General features: G+C 69.5%; 22 protein-coding genes and 1 tRNA gene. 9 read left to right on the plus strand and 14 right to left on the minus strand.

The features are described 5' to 3' along the window. Nucleotides 1-105: 105 nt before the first annotated feature. The 10 genes from FFS23_RS07805 to FFS23_RS07850 all read right to left on the minus strand — a co-directional run bounded on the left by FFS23_RS07805 (nucleotide 106) and on the right by FFS23_RS07850 (nucleotide 7,121). A complete protein-coding gene (locus FFS23_RS07805; protein WP_038664890.1) occupies nucleotides 106-666 on the minus strand; it encodes a demethoxyubiquinone hydroxylase family protein in 561 nt (186 codons plus the stop codon). Beyond that, complete coding sequence (locus FFS23_RS07810) at nucleotides 663-1,145, minus strand: disulfide bond formation protein B (RefSeq protein ID WP_137898153.1); 483 nt, start codon at nucleotides 1,143-1,145, stop codon at nucleotides 663-665. The genes FFS23_RS07805 and FFS23_RS07810 overlap by 4 nt, the downstream gene beginning before the upstream one ends. A gap of 7 nt (nucleotides 1,146-1,152) precedes the next feature. Beyond that, nucleotides 1,153-2,517: a S41 family peptidase gene (locus tag FFS23_RS07815; RefSeq protein WP_038664886.1), complete on the minus strand. Its 1,365-nt coding sequence runs from the start codon at nucleotides 2,515-2,517 to the stop codon at nucleotides 1,153-1,155. 99 nt (nucleotides 2,518-2,616) lie between these two features. Beyond that, nucleotides 2,617-3,759, minus strand: a complete 1,143-nt coding sequence (locus tag FFS23_RS07820; RefSeq protein ID WP_249340587.1) for a murein hydrolase activator EnvC family protein — start codon at nucleotides 3,757-3,759, stop codon at nucleotides 2,617-2,619. A gap of 74 nt (nucleotides 3,760-3,833) precedes the next feature. Next, nucleotides 3,834-4,256 (minus strand): 23S rRNA (pseudouridine(1915)-N(3))-methyltransferase RlmH, encoded by a 423-nt coding sequence (locus tag FFS23_RS07825; protein ID WP_137898155.1) that lies wholly within the window; start codon nucleotides 4,254-4,256, stop codon nucleotides 3,834-3,836. Nucleotide 4,257: 1 nt separating this feature from the next. After that, the gene (rsfS, locus tag FFS23_RS07830) at nucleotides 4,258-4,662 is read right to left on the minus strand and encodes a ribosome silencing factor (protein ID WP_038664880.1); all 405 of its coding nucleotides are present in this window, start codon (nucleotides 4,660-4,662) and stop codon (nucleotides 4,258-4,260) included. 10 nt (nucleotides 4,663-4,672) lie between these two features. Further along, entirely contained in the window at nucleotides 4,673-5,293 is a 621-nt protein-coding gene (locus FFS23_RS07835) for a nicotinate-nucleotide adenylyltransferase (protein WP_038664877.1), read from the minus strand. After that, nucleotides 5,290-5,538: a type II toxin-antitoxin system RelE/ParE family toxin gene (locus FFS23_RS07840; RefSeq protein ID WP_171009419.1), complete on the minus strand. Its 249-nt coding sequence runs from the start codon at nucleotides 5,536-5,538 to the stop codon at nucleotides 5,290-5,292. Before FFS23_RS07840 ends, FFS23_RS07835 begins: the two co-directional genes overlap by 4 nt. 26 nt (nucleotides 5,539-5,564) lie before the next feature. Then, nucleotides 5,565-5,825 (minus strand): CopG family ribbon-helix-helix protein, encoded by a 261-nt coding sequence (locus FFS23_RS07845; RefSeq protein ID WP_137898157.1) that lies wholly within the window; start codon nucleotides 5,823-5,825, stop codon nucleotides 5,565-5,567. Between the two features lie 39 nt (nucleotides 5,826-5,864). Beyond that, entirely contained in the window at nucleotides 5,865-7,121 is a 1,257-nt protein-coding gene (locus tag FFS23_RS07850; protein WP_137898158.1) for a glutamate-5-semialdehyde dehydrogenase, read from the minus strand. Between the two features lie 61 nt (nucleotides 7,122-7,182). Here FFS23_RS07850 and FFS23_RS07855 point away from each other — a divergent pair, with 61 nt between their 5' ends. Further along, nucleotides 7,183-8,256 (plus strand): DUF3667 domain-containing protein, encoded by a 1,074-nt coding sequence (locus FFS23_RS07855; protein WP_137898159.1) that lies wholly within the window; start codon nucleotides 7,183-7,185, stop codon nucleotides 8,254-8,256. A gap of 7 nt (nucleotides 8,257-8,263) precedes the next feature. Here FFS23_RS07855 and FFS23_RS07860 read toward each other — a convergent pair whose 3' ends face one another. After that, nucleotides 8,264-9,949, minus strand: a complete 1,686-nt coding sequence (locus FFS23_RS07860) for a class I adenylate-forming enzyme family protein (RefSeq protein WP_137898160.1) — start codon at nucleotides 9,947-9,949, stop codon at nucleotides 8,264-8,266. Between the two features lie 65 nt (nucleotides 9,950-10,014). Between FFS23_RS07860 and lgt the strand changes: the two genes are divergently transcribed. The 7 genes from lgt (at nucleotide 10,015) to FFS23_RS07895 (ending at nucleotide 17,768) form a co-directional block, all read left to right on the plus strand. Continuing rightward, nucleotides 10,015-10,923: a prolipoprotein diacylglyceryl transferase gene (lgt, locus tag FFS23_RS07865; protein WP_038664861.1), complete on the plus strand. Its 909-nt coding sequence runs from the start codon at nucleotides 10,015-10,017 to the stop codon at nucleotides 10,921-10,923. A 248-nt stretch (nucleotides 10,924-11,171) separates the two neighbouring features. Further along, entirely contained in the window at nucleotides 11,172-12,158 is a 987-nt protein-coding gene (locus FFS23_RS07870) for a class I SAM-dependent methyltransferase (protein WP_137898216.1), read from the plus strand. Next, nucleotides 12,155-12,664: a GNAT family N-acetyltransferase gene (locus tag FFS23_RS07875; protein WP_137898161.1), complete on the plus strand. Its 510-nt coding sequence runs from the start codon at nucleotides 12,155-12,157 to the stop codon at nucleotides 12,662-12,664. The genes FFS23_RS07870 and FFS23_RS07875 overlap by 4 nt, the downstream gene beginning before the upstream one ends. Beyond that, nucleotides 12,661-13,422, plus strand: a complete 762-nt coding sequence (gene pgeF, locus FFS23_RS07880; RefSeq protein WP_137898162.1) for a peptidoglycan editing factor PgeF — start codon at nucleotides 12,661-12,663, stop codon at nucleotides 13,420-13,422. The genes FFS23_RS07875 and pgeF overlap by 4 nt, the downstream gene beginning before the upstream one ends. 215 nt (nucleotides 13,423-13,637) lie before the next feature. Beyond that, the gene (locus FFS23_RS07885) at nucleotides 13,638-14,963 is read left to right on the plus strand and encodes a cystathionine gamma-synthase family protein (RefSeq protein WP_137898163.1); all 1,326 of its coding nucleotides are present in this window, start codon (nucleotides 13,638-13,640) and stop codon (nucleotides 14,961-14,963) included. A gap of 336 nt (nucleotides 14,964-15,299) precedes the next feature. After that, nucleotides 15,300-15,824: a phosphoribosyltransferase gene (locus FFS23_RS07890; RefSeq protein ID WP_137898164.1), complete on the plus strand. Its 525-nt coding sequence runs from the start codon at nucleotides 15,300-15,302 to the stop codon at nucleotides 15,822-15,824. A gap of 141 nt (nucleotides 15,825-15,965) precedes the next feature. Further along, nucleotides 15,966-17,768 (plus strand): aminopeptidase P family protein, encoded by a 1,803-nt coding sequence (locus tag FFS23_RS07895; RefSeq protein WP_137898165.1) that lies wholly within the window; start codon nucleotides 15,966-15,968, stop codon nucleotides 17,766-17,768. Between the two features lie 4 nt (nucleotides 17,769-17,772). Here the strand turns inward: FFS23_RS07895 and FFS23_RS20055 are convergent, their stop codons facing one another. Further along, nucleotides 17,773-17,916, minus strand: a complete 144-nt coding sequence (locus FFS23_RS20055; protein WP_171009420.1) for a hypothetical protein — start codon at nucleotides 17,914-17,916, stop codon at nucleotides 17,773-17,775. Between the two features lie 83 nt (nucleotides 17,917-17,999). On the opposite strand from FFS23_RS20055, the gene FFS23_RS07900 reads away from it, so the two are divergent. Continuing rightward, nucleotides 18,000-18,074: transfer RNA gene (locus FFS23_RS07900), tRNA-Thr, on the plus strand. Here the strand turns inward: FFS23_RS07900 and FFS23_RS07905 are convergent. Together FFS23_RS07905 and FFS23_RS07910 are read right to left on the minus strand one after the other, a co-directional pair. After that, nucleotides 18,053-18,955 carry a sigma-70 family RNA polymerase sigma factor gene (locus FFS23_RS07905; RefSeq protein WP_137898166.1) on the minus strand — a complete coding sequence of 301 codons (903 nt, stop codon included), beginning with the start codon at nucleotides 18,953-18,955 and terminating at the stop codon, nucleotides 18,053-18,055. The genes FFS23_RS07900 and FFS23_RS07905 overlap by 22 nt on opposite strands. Continuing rightward, nucleotides 18,948-19,400, minus strand: a complete 453-nt coding sequence (locus FFS23_RS07910) for a carboxymuconolactone decarboxylase family protein (protein ID WP_038664848.1) — start codon at nucleotides 19,398-19,400, stop codon at nucleotides 18,948-18,950. The genes FFS23_RS07905 and FFS23_RS07910 overlap by 8 nt, the downstream gene beginning before the upstream one ends. Nucleotides 19,401-19,522 lie beyond the last annotated feature (122 nt).

Consider the following 19,522-nt stretch of genomic DNA (forward strand, 5'->3'; position numbering starts at 1 on the left):
GGGTCGACGTCACCTGCGCCGCGCCGGGCGTCGCCTGCTGGGCCGGCGCCGCGGCGGCGGTCAGCAACAGGGCGGTGGCGATGATCCTACGCATGGGTCTTCCTCTCAAATCCGCTTCGCCGCGGCGATCACCGCCTGCGTACCGAGCCGGATCAGCCCGCTCAGCACCGGATAGGCGATGGCATTTTCGGCGCCGGCGGCGAGCGCATGGTCGCGATGCTCCAGCTCTTCCGCCTGGAAGTCGCGGATCGCTTCGGTCAGCTCGGGCTCGCTCGCGCCGAGTTCGTCGAGCTGCTCCTGATAATGGGTGTCGATCACGGTTTCGACCGCCGCGGTGCAGGCCATCGCCGCATTGGGGCTGATCGCCGCGGTGATCGCGCCGAGCGCGAACCCCGCCTTGTCCCAGATCGGCTGGAGCAGCGTCGGGCGGACGCCGCGCTTGACGATCAGATCGTCGAAGAAGGCGCGGTGGCGTTCCTCCTGGCTCGCCATATGGTGGATCGCGCGGCTCGCCGGATGACGATCGCCAAACACCGCGAGCTGACCCGCATAGATGCGGATCGCGCCGAATTCGCCGGCCTGATCGACGCGGATCATCGCCTCGGTCGGTTCGCGCCGGTCGCCGGGCTTCCACCGGCGGGCGGGCTGCGGGGTCTCTGCCGTCATCGCGCTTTCCTCATCAGCCACAAGATAAGACCGGCGCCGCCAAGCGAAAGGATCGCATTGAAGCCGGCGAGCGAAATCCCGCCGAGGCTCCATTGCGCGACGTCGCAGCGGATCACCGGTGCTCTCATCAGCGCCGCCAGCCGCGCGTCGGGTCCGAGGCCGCGCAGGTCGACCGTCTGGGTGCAGGCGGTGAAGCCGTTCCACCAATGATATTCGACCCCGGCATGCGCGACGCCGATCGCGCCCGACACCGCGATGAGCAGCGCGGCGACGATGACGAACGCCTTGGCGATGCTCCGCTGCGGCACGACGAAGGCGAGCAAAGCGAAGGGCAGCGCGGCATAATGCGGCCAGCGCTGCCAATGGCACATCTCGCACGGGTAGAGATGCCCGACGAGCTGCGAGCCCCATGCGCCGGCGAGCAGCGCCGCGGGCAGCAGCAGCGCGATCCAGCGGGCGAGGCGCTCGTTACGGGTCATTCCGACCTCACTTCGCCGGCGGGGTCGGCGTCGCCGCCGGGATCGGGCGGGGCTTGGTCGCGGCGGCGACCTGCGCCGGGCCGCCGAGCCGCGCCACGGTCTTCAGCGCATAATAGAGCTGGAAGTCGTCGATGCCCTGCTTCTTGAGCTGGTCGGCGGTCATCGCGAAGCGCGGATCGTCCTTGGTGTCCTCCTCGAGGATCTTGTTGTCCGCCTTGACCTCGTTGATGAGGTGGCGGCGCAAATCGGCCTCGCGGAACACCGGGCGCGACTTGAAATCGGGGTCGCTGATCTGCGGCACCTTGATGTCGGGCTCGATCCCGCCCTCCTGCACGCTGCGGCCCGACGGCGTGTAATAGCGCGCGGTGGTGAGGCGCAGCGCGGTCTGCGGACCGAGCGGCAGCAGCGTCTGCACCGAACCCTTGCCGAAGCTGCGCTCGCCCATCACCAGCGCGCGGTGATGGTCCTGCAACGCGCCGGCGACGATCTCCGAGGCGGAGGCGGTGCCGGGGTTGGTCAGCACGACGACCGGCAGGCCGTGCGCGTCGTCGCCGGGCTTGGCGAAATAGCGTTCGATGTCGCTCTTTTCTCGCCCGCGCTGCGAGACGATCTCGCCGTGATCGAGGAAGGCGTCGCTGACCGCGATCGCCTGCGTCAGCAGGCCGCCGCCATTGTCGCGCAGATCGACGACATAGCCGAGCGGGCGGTGGCCGAGGCTCTTGTCGATCGCCATGATCGCGGCGCGGGTGTCGGCGCCGGTGCTTTCCGAGAAGGTGTTGATATTGACGTAGCCGACGTCGCCGCGGACTTCCCATTTTACGGGCTTCTGGACGATCACCTCGCGGTTCATCGTCACCTCGACCGGCTTGGTCTGGCCGGGCCGCACCAGCGTCAGGCTGATCTTGGTGCCCGGCTTGCCGCGCATCAGCGCCACCGCCTCGTCGAGCGTCTCGCCATAGATCAGCTTGCCGTCGATATGGGTGATGTAATCGCCCGACTTGACGCCGGCGCGCTGCGCGGGCGCATCCTCCTGCGGTGCGACGACCTTGACCGCGCCGTCCTCCATCTGGACGGTGAGGCCGAGGCCGCCGTAATTGCCCTCGGTCTGGATGCGCAGATTGTCATAGTCGAGCGCGTCGACGTAGCTCGAATGCGGATCGAGGCTGGCGAGCATGCCCTGGATCGCGCCCTTGATGAGCTTCTGGTCGTCGACCTTGTCGACATAGTCCGACTTGATCCGGTTGAAGACGTCGAGGAACTGGTCGAATTCGCGATAGGTATCGGTGTCGACCGCGGCCATCGCCTGCGTCGCGAGCGGGATGAGGGACAGCGAGCCGAGGAGTGCAGTCGCGGTAAGTAGCGGACGGGCCATCGAACATCCTGAAGGCGGAGAGACTTGGCTCGTTTAGCCGCATTCTCGGGCCGGAGCAAAGCGCAGCGCGGCTGAATGCAGGCTGACTTCGCGGCCGGCTCAGCCGAGCAGCGCGGCAATGTCCATCGGCCGGCCGCGGCGGCGCAGCTCGACGGTGATCTGCGGCGCCTCGCCGGCGGCCGCGCGACCGAGCGGCATGCCCGCGGCGACGCGCTCGCCGGCCCGGACGCGGGTCGCGCCGAGGCCGGTGACGAGGCTGGTCCAGCCATCGCCATGATCGATGATGACGATGCCGCGATAGCCGCGGAAGGCGCGGGCATAACGGACGATGCCGCCCGCCGGCGCGATTACCGGCGCATCGGCGGCGACGGCGAAGGTCAGGCCGCGCGCGCGGACACCGGCGTCGGAAATCTCGTCGAGTCCGGTGACGAGGCGACCGCGTACCGGCAGCCGATAGACGCCGCGAGCGGGTGTCGGCGCGATGCTGCCCGCAGCGAGCGGGCGCGGCAGCGGCCCCGGCAGGGCGGCGAGATCGGCGGCGCGGACGCGCGCGACATCGCCGGCGCCGAGCGAATCGACGAGATCGCGGGCACGCTCGCCGAGCGCCAGCGCGCGGTCCGATTCGCTCATCGCGGTGCGGCCGAGCGTCTCGCTACGCTGGCGGTGCGTCGCCTCGAGACGGGCGAGCGCGGTGCGATCGGCTTCGAGCCGCACGCGCCCGTCGCGCAGCGCCGTGGCGGCGAGCGCGGCGTCGGCCTGCAAGGCGCGGGTGCGCGCGATCGCCTGACGCACCGCGTCGGTACGCGCCCGGACCACCGGCAGCGCGCCACCGAGCACCGCGCGGACGTGGACGAGATCGTCGACCGAGCCGGGCTGGGCGATCGCCACCAGCGCGGGGCGGCGGGCAAGTGCGGTCAGCGCGGCGAGCAGGCGCGCGACGGGTTGCTGCTGCGCGGCGAGACGGCCCTGCTGGTCGGCGAGCAGCCGCGCGACGATCGCCTGCCGGGCACGAGCGGCGGCGAGGGTCGCTTCGGCAGCGGCGACGCGGGCGGTCAGCGCCGCCTCCTCGGCGCGTGCCTTGTCGGCGGCGTCGCGTTCGGCGGCGGCATCGCGGGCGAGATCGTCGGCGCGGCGTGCGGCGAGCGTGGCGTCGCGCCGGGCAGCGGCGAGGCGCTGGCGTTGATCGGTGAGGGTCTGGCCCTGCGCGGGAAGCGCGAGCGCGAGCAGCGCGAGGCACCACACAGCGATCCGCCTGCCCCCTTCCGGCGCTCTCGACGCCCTCCCGTCGCGGCGGGATGACAGCGACGCGCCGGCCATCACCCCTCCCGGTGGTACGGATGTCCCGCGAGGATCGACGTCGCGCGGAACAATTGCTCCGCCAGCATCGCCCGCGCCAGCATATGCGGCCAGGTCGCGCGCCCGAACGACAGCAACAGGTCCGCCTCGGCGCGCTCGGCATCGCCGAAGCCATCCGCCGCACCGATCAGGAAGCGCACCTCGCGCGTGCCGGTGTCGCGCCAGCGCTCCAGCCGGCGCGCGAAGTCGAGCGACCCCAGCACTTCGCCCTTTTCGTCGAGCAGCACGCGGACCGTCTGCGCCTCGAGCGCGGGCAGCTTGCCGCCGGCGTCGGGCAGCTCGGTGACGCGCGTCGGCCAGACGATCCGCTTGAGGTAGCGCGCGACCAGCTCGGCCTCGGGCGAACGTCCGATCCGTCCGCGCGCCACGACATGCAGAAGGATGTCAGGCCTCGGGCGTCGAAGCGGCGGGGGGAACGGGCAGCGGCTTCAGCGACGACGACACGGTATCGCCGAACTGCCACATCCGTTCCAGATTGTAGAAGGTGCGCACCTCGGGCCGGAACAGGTGGACGACGACGTCGTTCGCGTCGATCAGCACCCAGTCGGCGGTCTGCAGGCCTTCGATCCGTACGCTACGCTTGAATTCGGCCTTGATCTTCTCGGCGAGCTTGTTCGCCATCGAGGCGACCTGACGCGTCGAACGGCCGCTGGCGATCACCATATGATCGGCGATCGTCGACTTGCCGGCGAGCGGGATGGTGATCACGTCCTCGGCCTGATCGTCTTCGAGAGACGCCATGATCAGCCGGTGCAGCGCGTCGACTTCGGCCGGGTCGGCCGGACGCACGGCTTGGGGGTTAGTCGCCAAGGGGACTCCTGGGTTGCTGGGCCGGGTGGCGCCGGTGCCAGTCGGGATCGGCCGCACGGGCCGCGGTAGCGGAGGTAGGGTCGGGGCGGAAGCGCAACAGCACGAGTGCCGGCAATCTCCACATCGTCCAATGCTTCGCGTGGCTTGCGGGCCGTTGGAAGCGTCGCAGCCAACCCATGGCGACGCTCGCCCGGGCAGCCCGCTCATACCCCGGACGCGCGATCACCGCAATCGGCATCGTACGCGCGATCTCGCGCCAGCCGCGCCAGCGATGGAATTGCGCCAGATTGTCCGCGCCCATCAGCCAGATGAACTGCCGACGCGGGTAGCGGCGCTGCAATTTGCGCAACGTGTCAAGCGTGTAACGGGTGTGCAGCCGCGCCTCGATATCGGTCGCGCGGATCGGCGCGCGGCGCGCCTGCCGCTTCGCCGAGGCGAGCCGCATCGCGAGCGGCGCCATGTCGCCGACCCCGTCCTTTAGCGGATTGCCCGGCGACACCAGCCACCAGGCCTCGTCGAGATCGAGCGCGCGGATCGCGGCGAGCGTGATCGCACGATGCCCGCGATGCGCGGGGTTGAACGACCCGCCGAGAATGCCGGTGGGGGTCAAAATTCGATTTGCCAATCTTCCCGCTCATGATGAACGCGGATCACTTCGACCGCTTCGTCGCGGATACGGTAACGCAGCAGATAAGGCGTGTCGAAAATACGCAGGATTCTATGGCCATGACGATGTGGCCGCCCGCCCCGGGGAAAATTCTCGAGGAAACGCGCCCGGTCGCGGATCGCGATGAGCATCCGCAACGCAATCGCCGGCGACGCCTCGCGCGTGAGCCAGCCGTTGATCGCCGCCAAGTCGTCGCGCGCGAGCGGCGACCAAATTATCCGCATCGTTCCCGATGCTTGGCAATCATCGCATCAAGTTCGGCCATGACCTGTTCGTGCGGCACACCTTCGCCGCGATCCAGCGAGTCGATGCCGGCCTGAATGAAGGAGTCAAAATCGGCGTCGGTCTCCGCTGCACGACGGATCGCCTGGGCCGCGAATTCCCGGCTGCTCATACCACGGCGCAACGCGACGCTATCGACCAGTGCCATCGTATCGGCGTCGACTTCGGTTGTGATCGGCAGAAGGCTGGCCATGCCGCAAGTATAGGCGCGGCGCGACCACTTCTCAACTCGTCAGCGCACCTGCCCAGTCCCCCGCCCGATCCATTTGTAGGTCGTCAGCCCCTCCAGCGCGACCGGCCCGCGGGCGTGGAGGCGGCCGGTGGCGATGCCGATCTCGGCGCCGAGGCCGAACTCGCCGCCGTCGGCGAATTGAGTCGAGGCGTTCCACAGTACGATCGCGCTGTCGACGTCGGCGAGGAAGCGCTCCGCGACGCCCTCGTCCGCCGCGACGATCGCGTCGGTGTGGTGCGAGCCGTGCCGCGCGATATGCGCCATCGCGCCCGCGACGCCGTCGACCAGCGCGACCGAGGCGATCGCGTCGAGATATTCGGTGTCCCAATCCTCGGCGGAGGCCGAAGCGACGCCGGTCGCCGCGACGATATCGGCATCGCCGCGCACCGTGCAGCCTGCTCCGGCGAGTGCCTCGACCAGCATCGCCGCCGACGGGAAGGCGCGATCGATCAGCAGCGTCTCCATCGAACCGCAGATGCCGGTGCGGCGCATCTTGGCGTTGACGACGATCTCCCGCGCCATCGCGGGATCGGCGGAGCCGTCGACATAGACGTGGTTGATGCCGTCGAGATGCGCGAGCACCGGCACGCGCGCCTCCGCCTGGACGCGCGCGACCAGACTCTTGCCGCCGCGCGGTACGACGAGGTCGATCGCGCCCTCCGCCGCCAGCATCGCGCCGACCGCGGCGCGATCAGTCACCGGCACCAGTTGCGCCGCATCCGCCGGCAGCCCCGCCGCGGCGAAGCCCGCCGCGAGCGCCGCATGGATCGCCCGGTTACTGTGCACCGCCTCCGATCCGCCGCGCAGGATCGCGGCATTGCCCGCCATCACGCACAGCGCCGCGGCGTCGGCGGTGACGTTGGGGCGCGATTCGTAGATGATACCGATCACCCCGATCGGCACCCGGACGCGGCTGAGTTGCAGGCCGTTAGGCCGCTCGCTGCGGTCGATCACCTGCCCGACCGGATCGGCGAGCCCCGCCACCGCCTCGACCCCCGCGGCCATGCCGTCGATCCGCTTCGCGTCGAGCTTCAGCCGGTCGAGCAGCGCCGCCGAAAGGCCGCGCGCCTCGCCCGCCGCCATGTCGCGCGCGTTGGCGGCGAGGATCGGCGCCTCCGCAGAACGCAGCGCCGCGGCCGCAGCGCGCAGCCCGGCGGCCTTGGCGGCGGTCGGCATTCCTGCCAGCGTGGCGGCGGCGATGCGGGCGCGCCGTCCCATCTCGGCGATCAATTCGGTCGGATTCTCTGCGTCGGCCATAAGGTTCGTTACCACAATCTCCCCTCTCGCGCCACGATCGCACTCTTGCTACGTCCATGCCATGTCGGGGGATATCACAGCAGCAGGCGACCTCATCACCGGGGCGCTCGGCGCACGGGCGGTCGAGCCCCATGCGGGCGAACACGCAAGCCATGGCCACGGCAGTGGCCTGTGCCTCAATTGCGGGACGCGGCTGATCGGCGCGCATTGCCATGCCTGCGGGCAGAGCGGCCACGTCCATCGCAGCGTCGGCGCGATCGGCCACGAGATCGCGCATGGCGTCTTCCACTTCGAAGGCAAGATCTGGCGGACGCTGCCGATGCTGCTGTGGCGGCCCGGCGACCTCACCCGCCGCTACGTCGCCGGCGAGCGTGCGCGCTTCGTCTCGCCGCTCGCGCTGTTCCTGTTCACCGTCTTCCTGATGTTCGCGACGATCAGCGCGCTCGGCGGCGACATCGCCGAACTGGTCACGCCCGAGCGGATGAACAGCAACGTCGTCGGCCTGGCGCGCGGTGCCGAGAAGGCGCAGCAGGGGCTCGACAAAGCGGAGGCGCAGCGCGCGCAGCTGGTCGCCGCGGGCAGGCCGACGGAACAGGTCGACAAGGACATCGCCTCGCTGCGCACCGCCATCGCCGCGCTCAAACGCGTCAACGGCGGTGAAACCGGCGACATCCCCTTCGCGATGACCAATGCGAAGACGGGATGGGGGAAACTCGACCATGGATTGCAGAAGGCAAGCAAGAACCCGGGTCTCGCGCTCTACAAGCTGCAATCAAGCGCCTACAAATACAGCTGGCTGCTGATCCCGATCTCGACGCCGTTCGTCGCCCTGCTGTTCCTGTGGCGGCGGCGCTTCGGCCTGTACGACCATGCGATCTTCGTCACCTACAGCCTCGCCTTCATGATGCTGATGGTAATCGCGCTGATGCTGCTCGGCGTCGCGGGGCTGGGCAGTGGCTGGATCGTGCTGGCGGTGTTCGCGCTGCCGCCGCTGCACATGTACCGCCAGCTGCGCGGCGCCTATACGCTGCGCAGGGTTTCGGCGCTGTGGCGGACCGCGGCGCTGCTGGTCTTCGCCTGGGCGGCGCTGCTGACCTTCGTCGCGCTGCTGCTGATGCACGGCCTGACCGACTAGCGGCCGCTCAGGCCGCGACCAGCGCCCGATACGTCTCGCGCAGCGCGACCTTGTCGATCTTCTCGGTCCCCAGCCGCGGCAGCGGCGCGTCGGCGATCCAGATGCGGGTCGGCACCTTGAAGGCGGCGATATGGTCGGACAGGAACGCCTGCAGTTCGCCCTCGCTCAGCGTCTCGCCGTCGCGCGGCTGGACGACCGCGCCGGGCACCTCGTCGAAGCGCGCGTCGGGCAGGCCGAACACCGCCGCCTCGGCCACCGCGGGATGCGCGTAGAGCGCCGCCTCGACCTCCTGGCACGAGATATTCTCGCCGCCGCGGATGATGATGTCCTTCTTGCGGTCGACGATGAACAGATAGCCGTCCGCGTCGAGATAACCGATGTCGCCGGTGCGGAAATAGCCGTCGGCAGTCATGCAGGCCGCGGTCGCCTCGGGCCGGTTCCAATAGCCGAGGAAGTTGCAGATCGAGCGGATCGCCACCTCGCCGCGCGCGCCCTGCGCCACCGGTGCGCCGGCATCGTCGAGGATGGCGAGATCGACCAGCGGCGGCGAGGCGCGGCCGGCGCTGTTCGGCTTGGCGAGATAGTTGGTCCGCCAATTGCCGGTGCCGACCGCATTGGTCTCGGTCAGCCCGTAACCGATCAGCGGCGCGCCGCCGCCCATCTCGGCATCGATGCGGCGGACGTGCTCGACCGGGCGCGGCGCGCCGCCGGCGGCGAAATCGGTGACGGTCGAGAGATCGTAATCGGCGCGATCGGGATGGGTCAGGATCTCGAAGCTCATCAGCGGCACGCCGACGAAATAGCTGATCCGCTCCTGCGCGATCAGCCGCATCGCCTCGCCAGCGTCCCATTTCGGCATCAGCACCAATTTGCGACCCATCGCGAAGCTCTGCAGCAGCACCGGCACCTCCGCGGTGACGTGGAACAGCGGCAGCGTCAGCAGCGTCGAGGGCTGTTCGGTCGGCGCGTTGCCGTCCTGCGCGGCGATGCCGAGCATGGTGAGCGCCTGCGCGAGATAGTTGAAGACGCCCTGGATCACGCTGCGGTGATCGCACAGCGCGCCCTTCGACTGGCCGGTCGAGCCCGAGGTGAACAGGATCGTCGCATGATCCTCCGCGCCGACGGCGGGCAGCGGCATGTCGGGCTGGCCGGCGGCGGTCACCGCGGCGAGCGCCTGCGCCAGCGGCAACGTGTCGTCGATCGTGACCACCGGCGCGGGCACGCCGGCGAGCCGCTTCGCCCGCGGCGCGTCGGCGAAGACCAGGGCGCACTCGACCTCGCGAATCGCCGCCGCCAGTTCCTCGGCCTGCCACCAGCCGTTGAGCAGGGTCGCGACGCCGCCCGCCATCACCACACCCATGTAGAGCACGATCCACGCCGGCGAGTTGCGCATCGCGATGCCGACGCGGTCGCCGCGCGCGATGCCGTGCGCGGCGACCAGCGCCTGGGCGACCCCGGTCGCGACCGCATACACTTGCGCGAAGGTCAGCCGCTCGTCACCCGAGACGAGGAAGGTCTTGTCCGCATGTTCCTGACAATAATGGGCAAAATAATAAGGGAGCGAGGGCGGCGCGGCGGCGATGACCGGATAGTCGCGGCCGTCGCGCTGCACCCTACCGAGCGGCAGCATGCCGCCGGGCGCGGTCAGCGCCGCCATGGTCGCGTCCATGCGCACGTCGAGCGTCGTCCTCATATCTCTCTCCGCTTGGTCTTGTGCCTTTGGCCCACTATGCAGACGCCAAACCCTGGGGGAAAGCCTTGATCCTGCCGTTGCTCGCCGCTGCCGCCCCCACCGCCGTCCCGGCGGGCGGCGGCCACATCCGTTTTGCCGATCTGGGGCTGCACCCGGACATCTTCTCGATCGGCTTCTTCACGCTGCGCTGGTACAGCCTCGCCTATATCGCCGGCATCCTCGTCGGCTGGTGGTATCTGCTCAAATTGCTCGCCCAGCCCGGCGCGCCGATGGCGCGGCGCCATGCCGACGACCTCGTCTTCTATGCGACGCTCGGCATCATCCTCGGCGGGCGGATCGGCTATGTGCTGTTCTACGCGCCCGAGATGCTGCTCCACCCGATCCGCATCCTGCGATTGTGGGACGGCGGCATGAGCTTCCACGGCGGCGTGATCGGCACGTCGATCGGGATCATCCTGTTCGCGCGCAAGCACAAGCTCGACTGGCTGCGGGTCCACGATTACATCGCCTGCGTGGTGCCGTTCGGGCTGTTCTTCGGCCGGCTGGCCAATTTCGTGAACGGCGAATTGTGGGGCAAGCCCGCCGACGTGCCCTGGGCGATCGTGTTCGAGCGGACCGTGCCGTTCGACGTGCCCGAGCCGGCGCGCCACCCCAGCCAGCTCTACGAGGCGGGACTGGAGGGGATCGTGCTGTTCGCGATCCTGTGGTTCGCCTTCTGGCGGACCAAGGCGCGCTACCAGCCGGGCAAGCTCGTCGGGTTGTTCGTGCTCGGCTATGGCGTGGCGCGGTTCATCGTCGAATTCTTCCGCGAACCCGATGCGCAGTTCCGCGGTTCGTTTATCGAGGCGACCGGCATCCATATGGGCCAGTGGCTGTGCGTACCGATGATCGCCGGCGGCCTGTACCTCGTGCTGACTGCGCCGAAACGCCGCACGCGGGTGGAGCCGATCGCGGGGACGCAGAGCGTGGCGTAGGGGGAGTTATCCTCGGCCACCCCTCCCCCACACATCTGTCATCCCCGCGGAGGCGGGGATCCATACACGCCGACGTAGCGGCTTAAAGGGGGACCCGCGCGTCTGGATCCCCGCCTTCGCGGGGATGACGAAGGAAGGCGGAGGGCGGCTAAACCCTTGCGCCGCCCACTACACACCGTCATTTCGGGCGGGTGACCGAAGCCCCTCTCCCCGACCGTCTCGCGCGCGCGATCACCCTTGCCGGGCCGATGCCGGTGTCGCAGTTCATGGCCGCCGCCAACGCGCATTATTATGCGACGCGCGACCCGTTCGGCGCGCGCGGCGATTTCGTCACCGCGCCCGAGATCAGCCAGATGTTCGGCGAGCTGATCGGCCTGTGGTGCGCCGATCTGTGGGACCGCGCAGGCCGGCCGGCAGTCGCCTGGGTCGAGCTCGGTCCCGGCCGCGGTACGCTCGCTGCCGATGCGTTGCGCGCGATGGCCAAGGCGGGCCTCGTCCCCGCGGTGCATTTCGTCGAGACCAGCCCCGTCCTCCGTGCCGCGCAGGCCGAGCGCGTGCCGGGCGCGACGTGGCACGACGGCGTCGACACCTTGCCCACCGACGTCGCGCTGCTCGTCGTCGCCAACGAATTCTTCGACGCCTTGCCGATCCGCCAGCTCGTCCGCCGGGGAGAGGGCTGGCACGAACGGCTCGTCGCCTGTCAGGATACGTTGTTCCTGCCGATCGCGGGCAAGGCCGTACCGGTCGACCTGCTCCCCGAGCCGTTGCACGACGTCCCCGCCGGGTCGGTGCTGGAGATTTCGCCGGCGAGCGTCGCGGTGATGCAGGCGCTCGGCCGCCGCATCGCCGTACAAGGCGGCGCGCTGCTCGCAGTCGATTACGGCTACGAGGGGCCGGCGCTCGGCGAGACGTTGCAGGCGGTGCGCGGCCACGGCTTCGCCAATCCGTTCGAGACGCCGGGCGAGGTGGATCTCTCGGCGCATGTCGACTTCACCACGCTCGCCGCCGCGGCGCAGGCGGCGGGCGCGGTCGCCTGGGGGCCGGTGACGCAGCGCGACCTGCTCGGGCAGCTCGGCATCGACGGCCGTGCCACCGCGCTCGCCCGCCATGCGCCCGAGCGGACCGAGACGATCCTCGCCGACCGCGCGCGATTGATGGGAAACATGGGGATGCTGTTCAAGGCGCTGGCGGTGACGCACCACGATTGGCCCACTCCGGCGGCGTTCGGCGCATGACCGCGAGGCTGCGCAACCCGACGGTTGCCGATGCCGAGGCGATCGCCGCGCTGATGGCGGATTGCTTCACCGCAACCTTCGGTTCGCTCTACGACCCCGCCGATCTGGCGAGCTTCCTCGATGGGCTGACGGTGGAGCAATGGCGGGCGGAGCTGGCCGACCCCGCCTTCGCCTTCCTGCTCGCCGAGGACGACGGCGCGGCGGTGGGGTTCGCGAAGCTGGGGCCGCATTCGCTGCCGGTGACGCCCGCCGGCACGATGATCGAGCTGCGCCAATTGTACCTGCGCGGGTCGCAGCAGGGCAGCGGGCTGGCGGCGCGGATGATGGACTGGGTGATCGCCACCGCGCGGGCGCGCGGCGCGGGCGAGCTGTTCCTGTCGGTCTATGTCGACAACCATCGCGCGCGGCGCTTCTACGAACGCTATGGCTTCGAGGAGATCGGCATCTACACCTTCATGGTCGGCAATCATGCCGACGAGGACCATCTGATGCGGCTCGCACTGTGAGCGTCGAGGTGATCCGCGCGCGCCGCCTCGGCGACGTGCCGCATGGCTTTTTCGGCCGCCGCGGGGGCGTGTCGGACGGCATGGTTGCCGGGCTCAACGCCGGCTTGGGCTCGGCCGACGATCCCGCCGCGGTCGCCGAGAACCGCCGCCTCGCCACGGACGCGGTGCTGCCCGGCGCGGCGCTGCTCGGCGTCTACCAGATCCATTCGGCCGAAGCGGTGGTCGTCACCGCGCCCTATGCCGAGGCGGCGCGGCCGCGGGCGGATGCGCTGGTCACCGACAGGCCGGGGCTGCTGCTGGGTATCCTCACCGCGGATTGCGCGCCGGTGCTGTTCGCCGATCGCGATGCGGGCGTCGTCGGTGCGGCGCATGCCGGCTGGAAGGGTGCGCTCGGCGGCGTCACCGATGCGACGCTCGCCGCGATGGAGACGCGCGGCGCGCGACGCGAGCGGATCGTCGCCGCGATCGGGCCGTGCATCGCGCGCGCCTCCTATGAGGTCGACGACGGCTTCCTGCGCACCTTCGCCGAAGCGGACGCGGCAAACGAGCGCTTCTTCGCCGACGGCCGCGCCGATCATCACCAGTTCGATCTCGAAGCCTATGTCGCGCATCGCCTCGCCGCCGCGGGCGTGACGCGGATCGAGGCGCTCGGACTCGACACCTATAGTGACGAGGAGCGTTTCTACAGCTTCCGCCGTGCGACGCACCGCGGCGAAGCGGATTACGGGCGGCAGATCAGCGTGATCGGCGTTGGGTAAGGATCGCCCTCCTCGTCATCCCGGCGAAAGCCGGGACCCATGGGTGCGGGCGGCTGATGATGCGCACTGTCGCGGACGGCACCGTATCCATGGGTCCCGACTTTCGTCGGGATGACGAACTGGGACGCGTCCGCCCACATCTCCCACCACCAACCGCAAACTGGTGTCATCCGTTACGATCCGCGGCTATGCTCTTCGCCATCAAGGAGAAGACCATGCCCGACGAAGCAGAACTGACCGGCGCCGGCGGCACCCCGAGCCCTGCCGCCACCGACATCGGCGTCGAGAAGATCGGCGACCGCAAGCTGCGTCCCTCGACGATGATGATGGGCCACGGCTTCGACCCGGCGCTGTCGGAAGGCGCGCTGAAGCCGCCGATCTTCCTCACCTCGACCTTCGTCTTCCCCAATGCCGCCGCGGGCAAGCGCCATTTCGAGGGCGTCACCGGCAAGCGCCCGGGCGGCGCCGACGGCCTCGTCTATTCGCGCTTCAACGGCCCGAATCAGGAGATCCTCGAAGACCGGCTCGGCATCTGGGAAGAGGCCGAGGATGCCCTCGCCTTCTCCAGCGGCATGTCGGCGATCGCCACGCTGTTCCTCGCGATGACCAAGCCGGGCGACACGATCGTCCACTCCGGCCCGCTCTATGCGGCGACCGAGACGCTGATCGGCCGCATCCTCGGCAAGTTCGGGGTCAAGTGGCTCGACTTCCCCGCCGGTGCGACGCGCGAGGAGATCGACGCGGTGATGACCGAAGCCAGGACCGGCCATGTCGCGCTGATCTATCTCGAAAGCCCAGCCAACCCGACCAACGCGCTGGTCGATATCGAGGCGGTGGCGGCAAGCCGCGACGCGATCTTCGCCGATGCCGACGAGAAGCCGCCGATCGCGATCGACAACACCTTCCTCGGGCCGTTGTGGCAGCAGCCGCTGCGCCACGGCGCCGATATCGTCGTCTACAGCCTCACCAAATATGCCGGCGGGCATAGCGATCTCGTCGCGGGCGGCGTGCTCGGCAGCAAGGCGCACATCAACACGATCCGCTCGATGCGCAACACGATCGGCACGATCTGCGATCCGCATACCGCGTGGATGCTGCTGCGCAGCCTCGAGACGCTGGAGCTGCGGATGAGCCGTGCCGGCGAGAATGCGGTCAAGGTCTGCGCCTTCCTGCGCGACCATCCCAAGGTCGAGCGCGTCGGCTATCTCGGCTTCCTGCCCGACACGCCGGGAATGGAGCGCCAGGCCGACATCTACCGCCGCCATTGCACCGGCGCGGGTTCGACCTTCTCGCTGATCGTCAAGGGCGGCGAGGCGGAGGCATTCCGCTTCCTCGACGCGCTGCGCATCGCCAAGCTCGCGGTGTCGCTCGGTGGCACCGAGACGCTCGCCAGCCATCCCGCGGCGATGACGCATCTGTCGGTGCCCGAGGAGCGCAAGGCGGCGCTCGGCATCACCGACAATCTGGTGCGCATCTCGATCGGCGTCGAGGATGCCGACGATCTGATCGCCGACTTCGATCAGGCGCTGAACGCGATCTGATCGGGGTCGCGCGGCGACGCGAAGAAGGGTTCTGCGCGCAGAGACGCGGAGGCGCAGAGGGGTTCCGCCCTTCTGCGCCGCAGGCGCTCTTCAAACAGGGCTAGGTCACGTCGCTCGCCTCGCACGCACCATCTCGGCGTCTTCGCGTCTCTGCGCGAAAATGAATCACGCGAAGGCGCGAAGGCGCGAAGAGGTCGCGTTGCAGGCTGCCTCACCCGTCCCACGGACGTGGAGAACGGGCCACGTCCGCGGCGGGCGGGACACCTTCGCGTCTTCGCGTCTTCGCGCGAACCACATTGCCTTGCCCCGATGCGGCAATGCCACGATTATAAGCGGATGCCCGCGCTTCCCACATTCACCCACATCGCGCACGACGATTTCGTCGCCGCGGTCCACACGCTCGCCGACGCGGTGCGCGACGGCGGCTGGACGCCCGATTTCATCATCGGCATCGGCCGCGGCGGCCTCGCGCCGGCGGTCTATCTCAGCCACGCCACCGGCCTGCCGATGCTCTCGGTCGATTATTCCAGCCAGGTCGAGGATTTCGCCGAAGCGCCGCTGGTCCGCCTCGCCGAACGCACGCGCGCCGGCGAGAAACTGCTGTTCGTCGACGACATCAACGATTCGGGCCGGACGATCGGCCATATCCGCAAGACGCTGGCGCAGGCCGGCGCGACCGCGGCGGTGCTGCGCTTCGCGACGCTGATCGACAACTCCAGCTCGGCCGAGCGCGTCGATTATGCCGCGCTCACGATCGACCGACGCGACACCAAGGACTGGTTCGTCTTCCCGTGGGAGGCGGTCGCGCCGCAACAGTCGCTCGCCGACGACGCCGCCCAAGTCCCCGACCGGATCGCCTAAGCGGCGCTTTGCCTTACCGATCCGCCCTCCCCCCGTTCGCCCTGAGCCTGTCGAAGGGCAGATAAGTCTCACCGTGCTTCGACAGGCTCAGCACGAACGGTAGTATCGGAGGGCCAGATGCCCCAACCTACGGACATTCCCATGACGCCCCATCACGCTCGCCTCGCCGCGCTCCGCGCCGAACTCGCCCGCACCGGGCTCGACGGCTTCGTCGTACCGCTCACCGACGAGCATATGAGCGAATATGTCGGCGCCTATGCGCAGCGGCTCGGCTGGCTGACCGGCTTCGGCGGCTCGGCGGGCAGCGCGGTGGTGCTCGCCGACCGCGCCGCGATCTTCACCGACGGCCGCTATACGTTGCAGGTGCGCGAGCAGGTGTCGGGCGACGACTGGGCCTATGTCCCGGTGCCGCAGGAAAGCGTCGCCGGCTGGCTCGCCGCCAACGTCGATGACGGCGCGCGCATCGGCTACGATCCGTGGCTGCACACCGGAGGCTGGGTGAAGGATACCGCCGCCGCGCTCGCCGACCGCGGTGCGACGCTCGTCCCGGTCGCGGCCAATCCGGTCGACGCGGTGTGGCACGACCGCCCCGCCCCCTCGCCTGCGACGCTCGGGCCGCACGACGACGCTTATGCCGGTGAATCCTCCGCGGCCAAGCGCGCCGGCATCGCCGACTGGCTGGCCGACCAGCGCGCCGATGCCGTCGTGCTCACCGCGCTCGATTCGATCGCCTGGACGCTCAACGTTCGCGGCGGCGACGTCGCGCACACGCCGGTGGCCTTGTCCTATGCGATCGTCGGCAGCGACGGCACCACCGACCTGTTCGTCGCCCCCGAGAAGATCGACGATGCGGTCCGCCAGCATCTCAGCAACGCCGTCCGCCTGCACCCTCGGGATGCCTTCGCCGCGGCGCTCGGTGGCTATGCCGGCAAGCGCGTCGCCGCCGATCCCGAACGCGCCGTCGCCGCGATCTTCGACGCTCTGGACGCGGCGGGCGCCAGGGTGCTGCCGCTGCGCGACCCCGTCGTCCTCGCCAAGGCGCGCAAGAACCCCGTCGAGGTCGCCGGCCATCGCGCCGCCTCGCTGCGCGACGGCGCCGCGCTCACCCGCTTCCTGCGCTGGGTCGAGACCGAATGCCCCAAGGGCGGCGAGACCGAATTGTCCGCCGCCGCCCGCCTGCTCGCCTTTCGTGAGGAAACCGGGCTGCTGCTCGACACGTCGTTCGACACGATCTCGGCGACCGGGGCGCACGGCGCCAGCCCGCATTATCACGTCACCGAGGAATCGAACGCGCCGATCCGCCCCGGCGAGCTGTTCCTGATCGATTCGGGCGGGCAATATCGTGACGGCACCACCGACGTCACCCGCGTCATGCCGATCGGCGCGCCGACGCCCGAGATGCGCGACCGCTTCACCCGCGTGCTCAAGGGCCATATCGCCATCGCCACCGCGATCTTCCCCGACGGCACCAGCGGCGCACAGATCGACGGTTTCGCGCGCCGGCCGTTGTGGGAGGCGGGGCTCGACTTCGGCCATGGCACCGGCCACGGCATCGGCAGCTATCTCGCGGTCCACGAGGGGCCGCAGCGGATCGCTGCGCCCAATTACCCCGGCGGCGCCTCGCTCGAACCGCTGCGTGCGGGCATGATGCTCTCGAACGAGCCGGGCTATTACAAGGCCGGCGAATACGGCATCCGCATCGAGAATCTGCTGCTCACCATCCCGGTGACGATCGCCGGCGGCGATCCCGATCGCGCGATGCTCGGCTTCGAGACGCTTACCTTCGCACCGATCGAGCGGACGCTGATCGACCCCGCGCTGCTCACCCGCGACGAGTGCGACTGGCTCGACGCCTATCATGCCGAGGTGCTCGCCCGCATCGGCCCGGAACTGGACGCGGACGAGCGCGCCTGGCTCGCGGCGAAATGCACGCCGCTCGGCTGAGTGGTTATCCGTCGGGCTGTGCAGGCTTTTCCGGAATATCGGGGGCGGGCACGGCTTGGGCCGCGGCACGCGCCTGCGCCTTGCGCCGATGCAGGTTCGCCCGCAATTGCGCCGCCAGCCGCTGCGCCCGTTCGTCCTTGTCCGCCATGCGATCTGCCTAGCCGCGACGACAAGCGCTTGACAATGCGTCCCGGGTCGTCTCTAGGCGCACCTCGCCCGAACGGGTCGAGTGCTGCCGTAGCTCAGTGGTAGAGCGCATCCTTGGTAAGGCTGAGGTCGTGAGTTCAATCCTCACCGGCAGCACCATTTTTCTCTGACATTCCCGCCGTTTGGCGGAGCAACTCGGCGAGATGGCGCAGCTTGTCGGGATTGCGGACGATGTAGATCGCGGTGATGCGCTCGTCGCGCACCGCCAGTGCCGTGGTCTGGAGCACGTCGCCGCGTTCGCGGCTGACATAGCCCGGCAGGCCGTCGATCGATCCGACGTGCAGCAGCCTGGCCGGCTCGCCGCGATATTTGCGGTGCAGGCCGGCGAACAGCCGCAGGACGCGGTCCATGCCGCGGATCGCATTGCGGAAGGCGAGGACGCGGCCGCCGCCGTCGGCGTGGATCATCACATCCTCGGCGAGCAATGCCGACAGCGCCGTCGCGTCGCCGTCGCGCGCCGCCGTGAAGAAGGCACCGGCGATCCGCGCCGCCTCGCTGCGCCCCACCGGATAGCGTTGCCGCGCCTCGCCGACGTGACGACGCGCCCGCGCCGCAAGTTGCCGCACCGCGGCCGGCGCACGGTCGAGCGCCGCCGCCACCTCGGGCAACGCGACGTCGAACACGTCGTGGAGCAGGAAGGCGGCGCGCTCCAGCGGCGACAGGCGTTCGAGCGCCAGCATCAGCGTCAGCGTGAGGTCGTCCGCCATCTCCTCCGCCCCGTCGACGACGAGCAGCGGCTCCGGCAGCCACGCGCCGACATAGGTCTCTCGGCGTACCCGCGCCGATTTGAGATGATCGAGGCACAGGCGCGTGACGACCTGCGTCAGCCATGCCGCCGGCGACGCCACCGCGTCCGCCCGTGCCCAGCGCAGCCAGGCGTCCTGCACCACGTCCTCCGCCTCGGCGAACGAACCGGTCATCCGATAGGCGAGGCGGAGCAGCCGCGGCCGCTCCGCCTCGAACGCCGCCGCGTCAGCCATCGTCCACCGGATGCGGCACGCGGAAGCCGACCTGCACACGGTTCCAGATATTGATCGCCCCGATCGCCATCGTCAGCCAGACCTGCTCGCCGGGCGTGAATGCCGCCGCCAGCGCGTCATAGTCGACATCGGGCGCCTGCGTCTCGGGCAAGCGCGTCAACGCCTCCGCCCAGCCGAGCGCCGCGCGTTCGCGATCGGTGTAGAGCGTCGACTCCCGCCAGGCCGTCAGCATGTAGAGGCGCAATTCGGTTTCGCCGTGGCGGCGCAGATCGCCCGAGTGCATGTGGAGGCAAAAGGCGCAGCCATTGATCTGCGACACCCGGAATTTGACCAGTTCGAGCAGATTATGGTCGAGCCCGCTGTGCGTGAAACTCTGTTCCAGCGCAGCCATCGCCCTGACGGCTTCGGGGGCGAGCGCATGGGGGTTGCGGATACGTGGCGTCATCGTCGATCTCCCTCGGCGCAGGATCGCGCCCGGCGAGAAGACGAGACAGGCGTGGCAGGTGTGACATGCCGCCCGCCCTTCGATCGCACGGCTGTCGCGGCCCGGACGCGGCGCCTCCGGGC

The sequence above is a fragment of the Sphingomonas sp. 2SG genome, assembly GCF_005503285.1.
In the GTDB taxonomy this organism is placed as follows: Bacteria; Pseudomonadota; Alphaproteobacteria; order Sphingomonadales; family Sphingomonadaceae; genus Sphingomonas; species Sphingomonas taxi.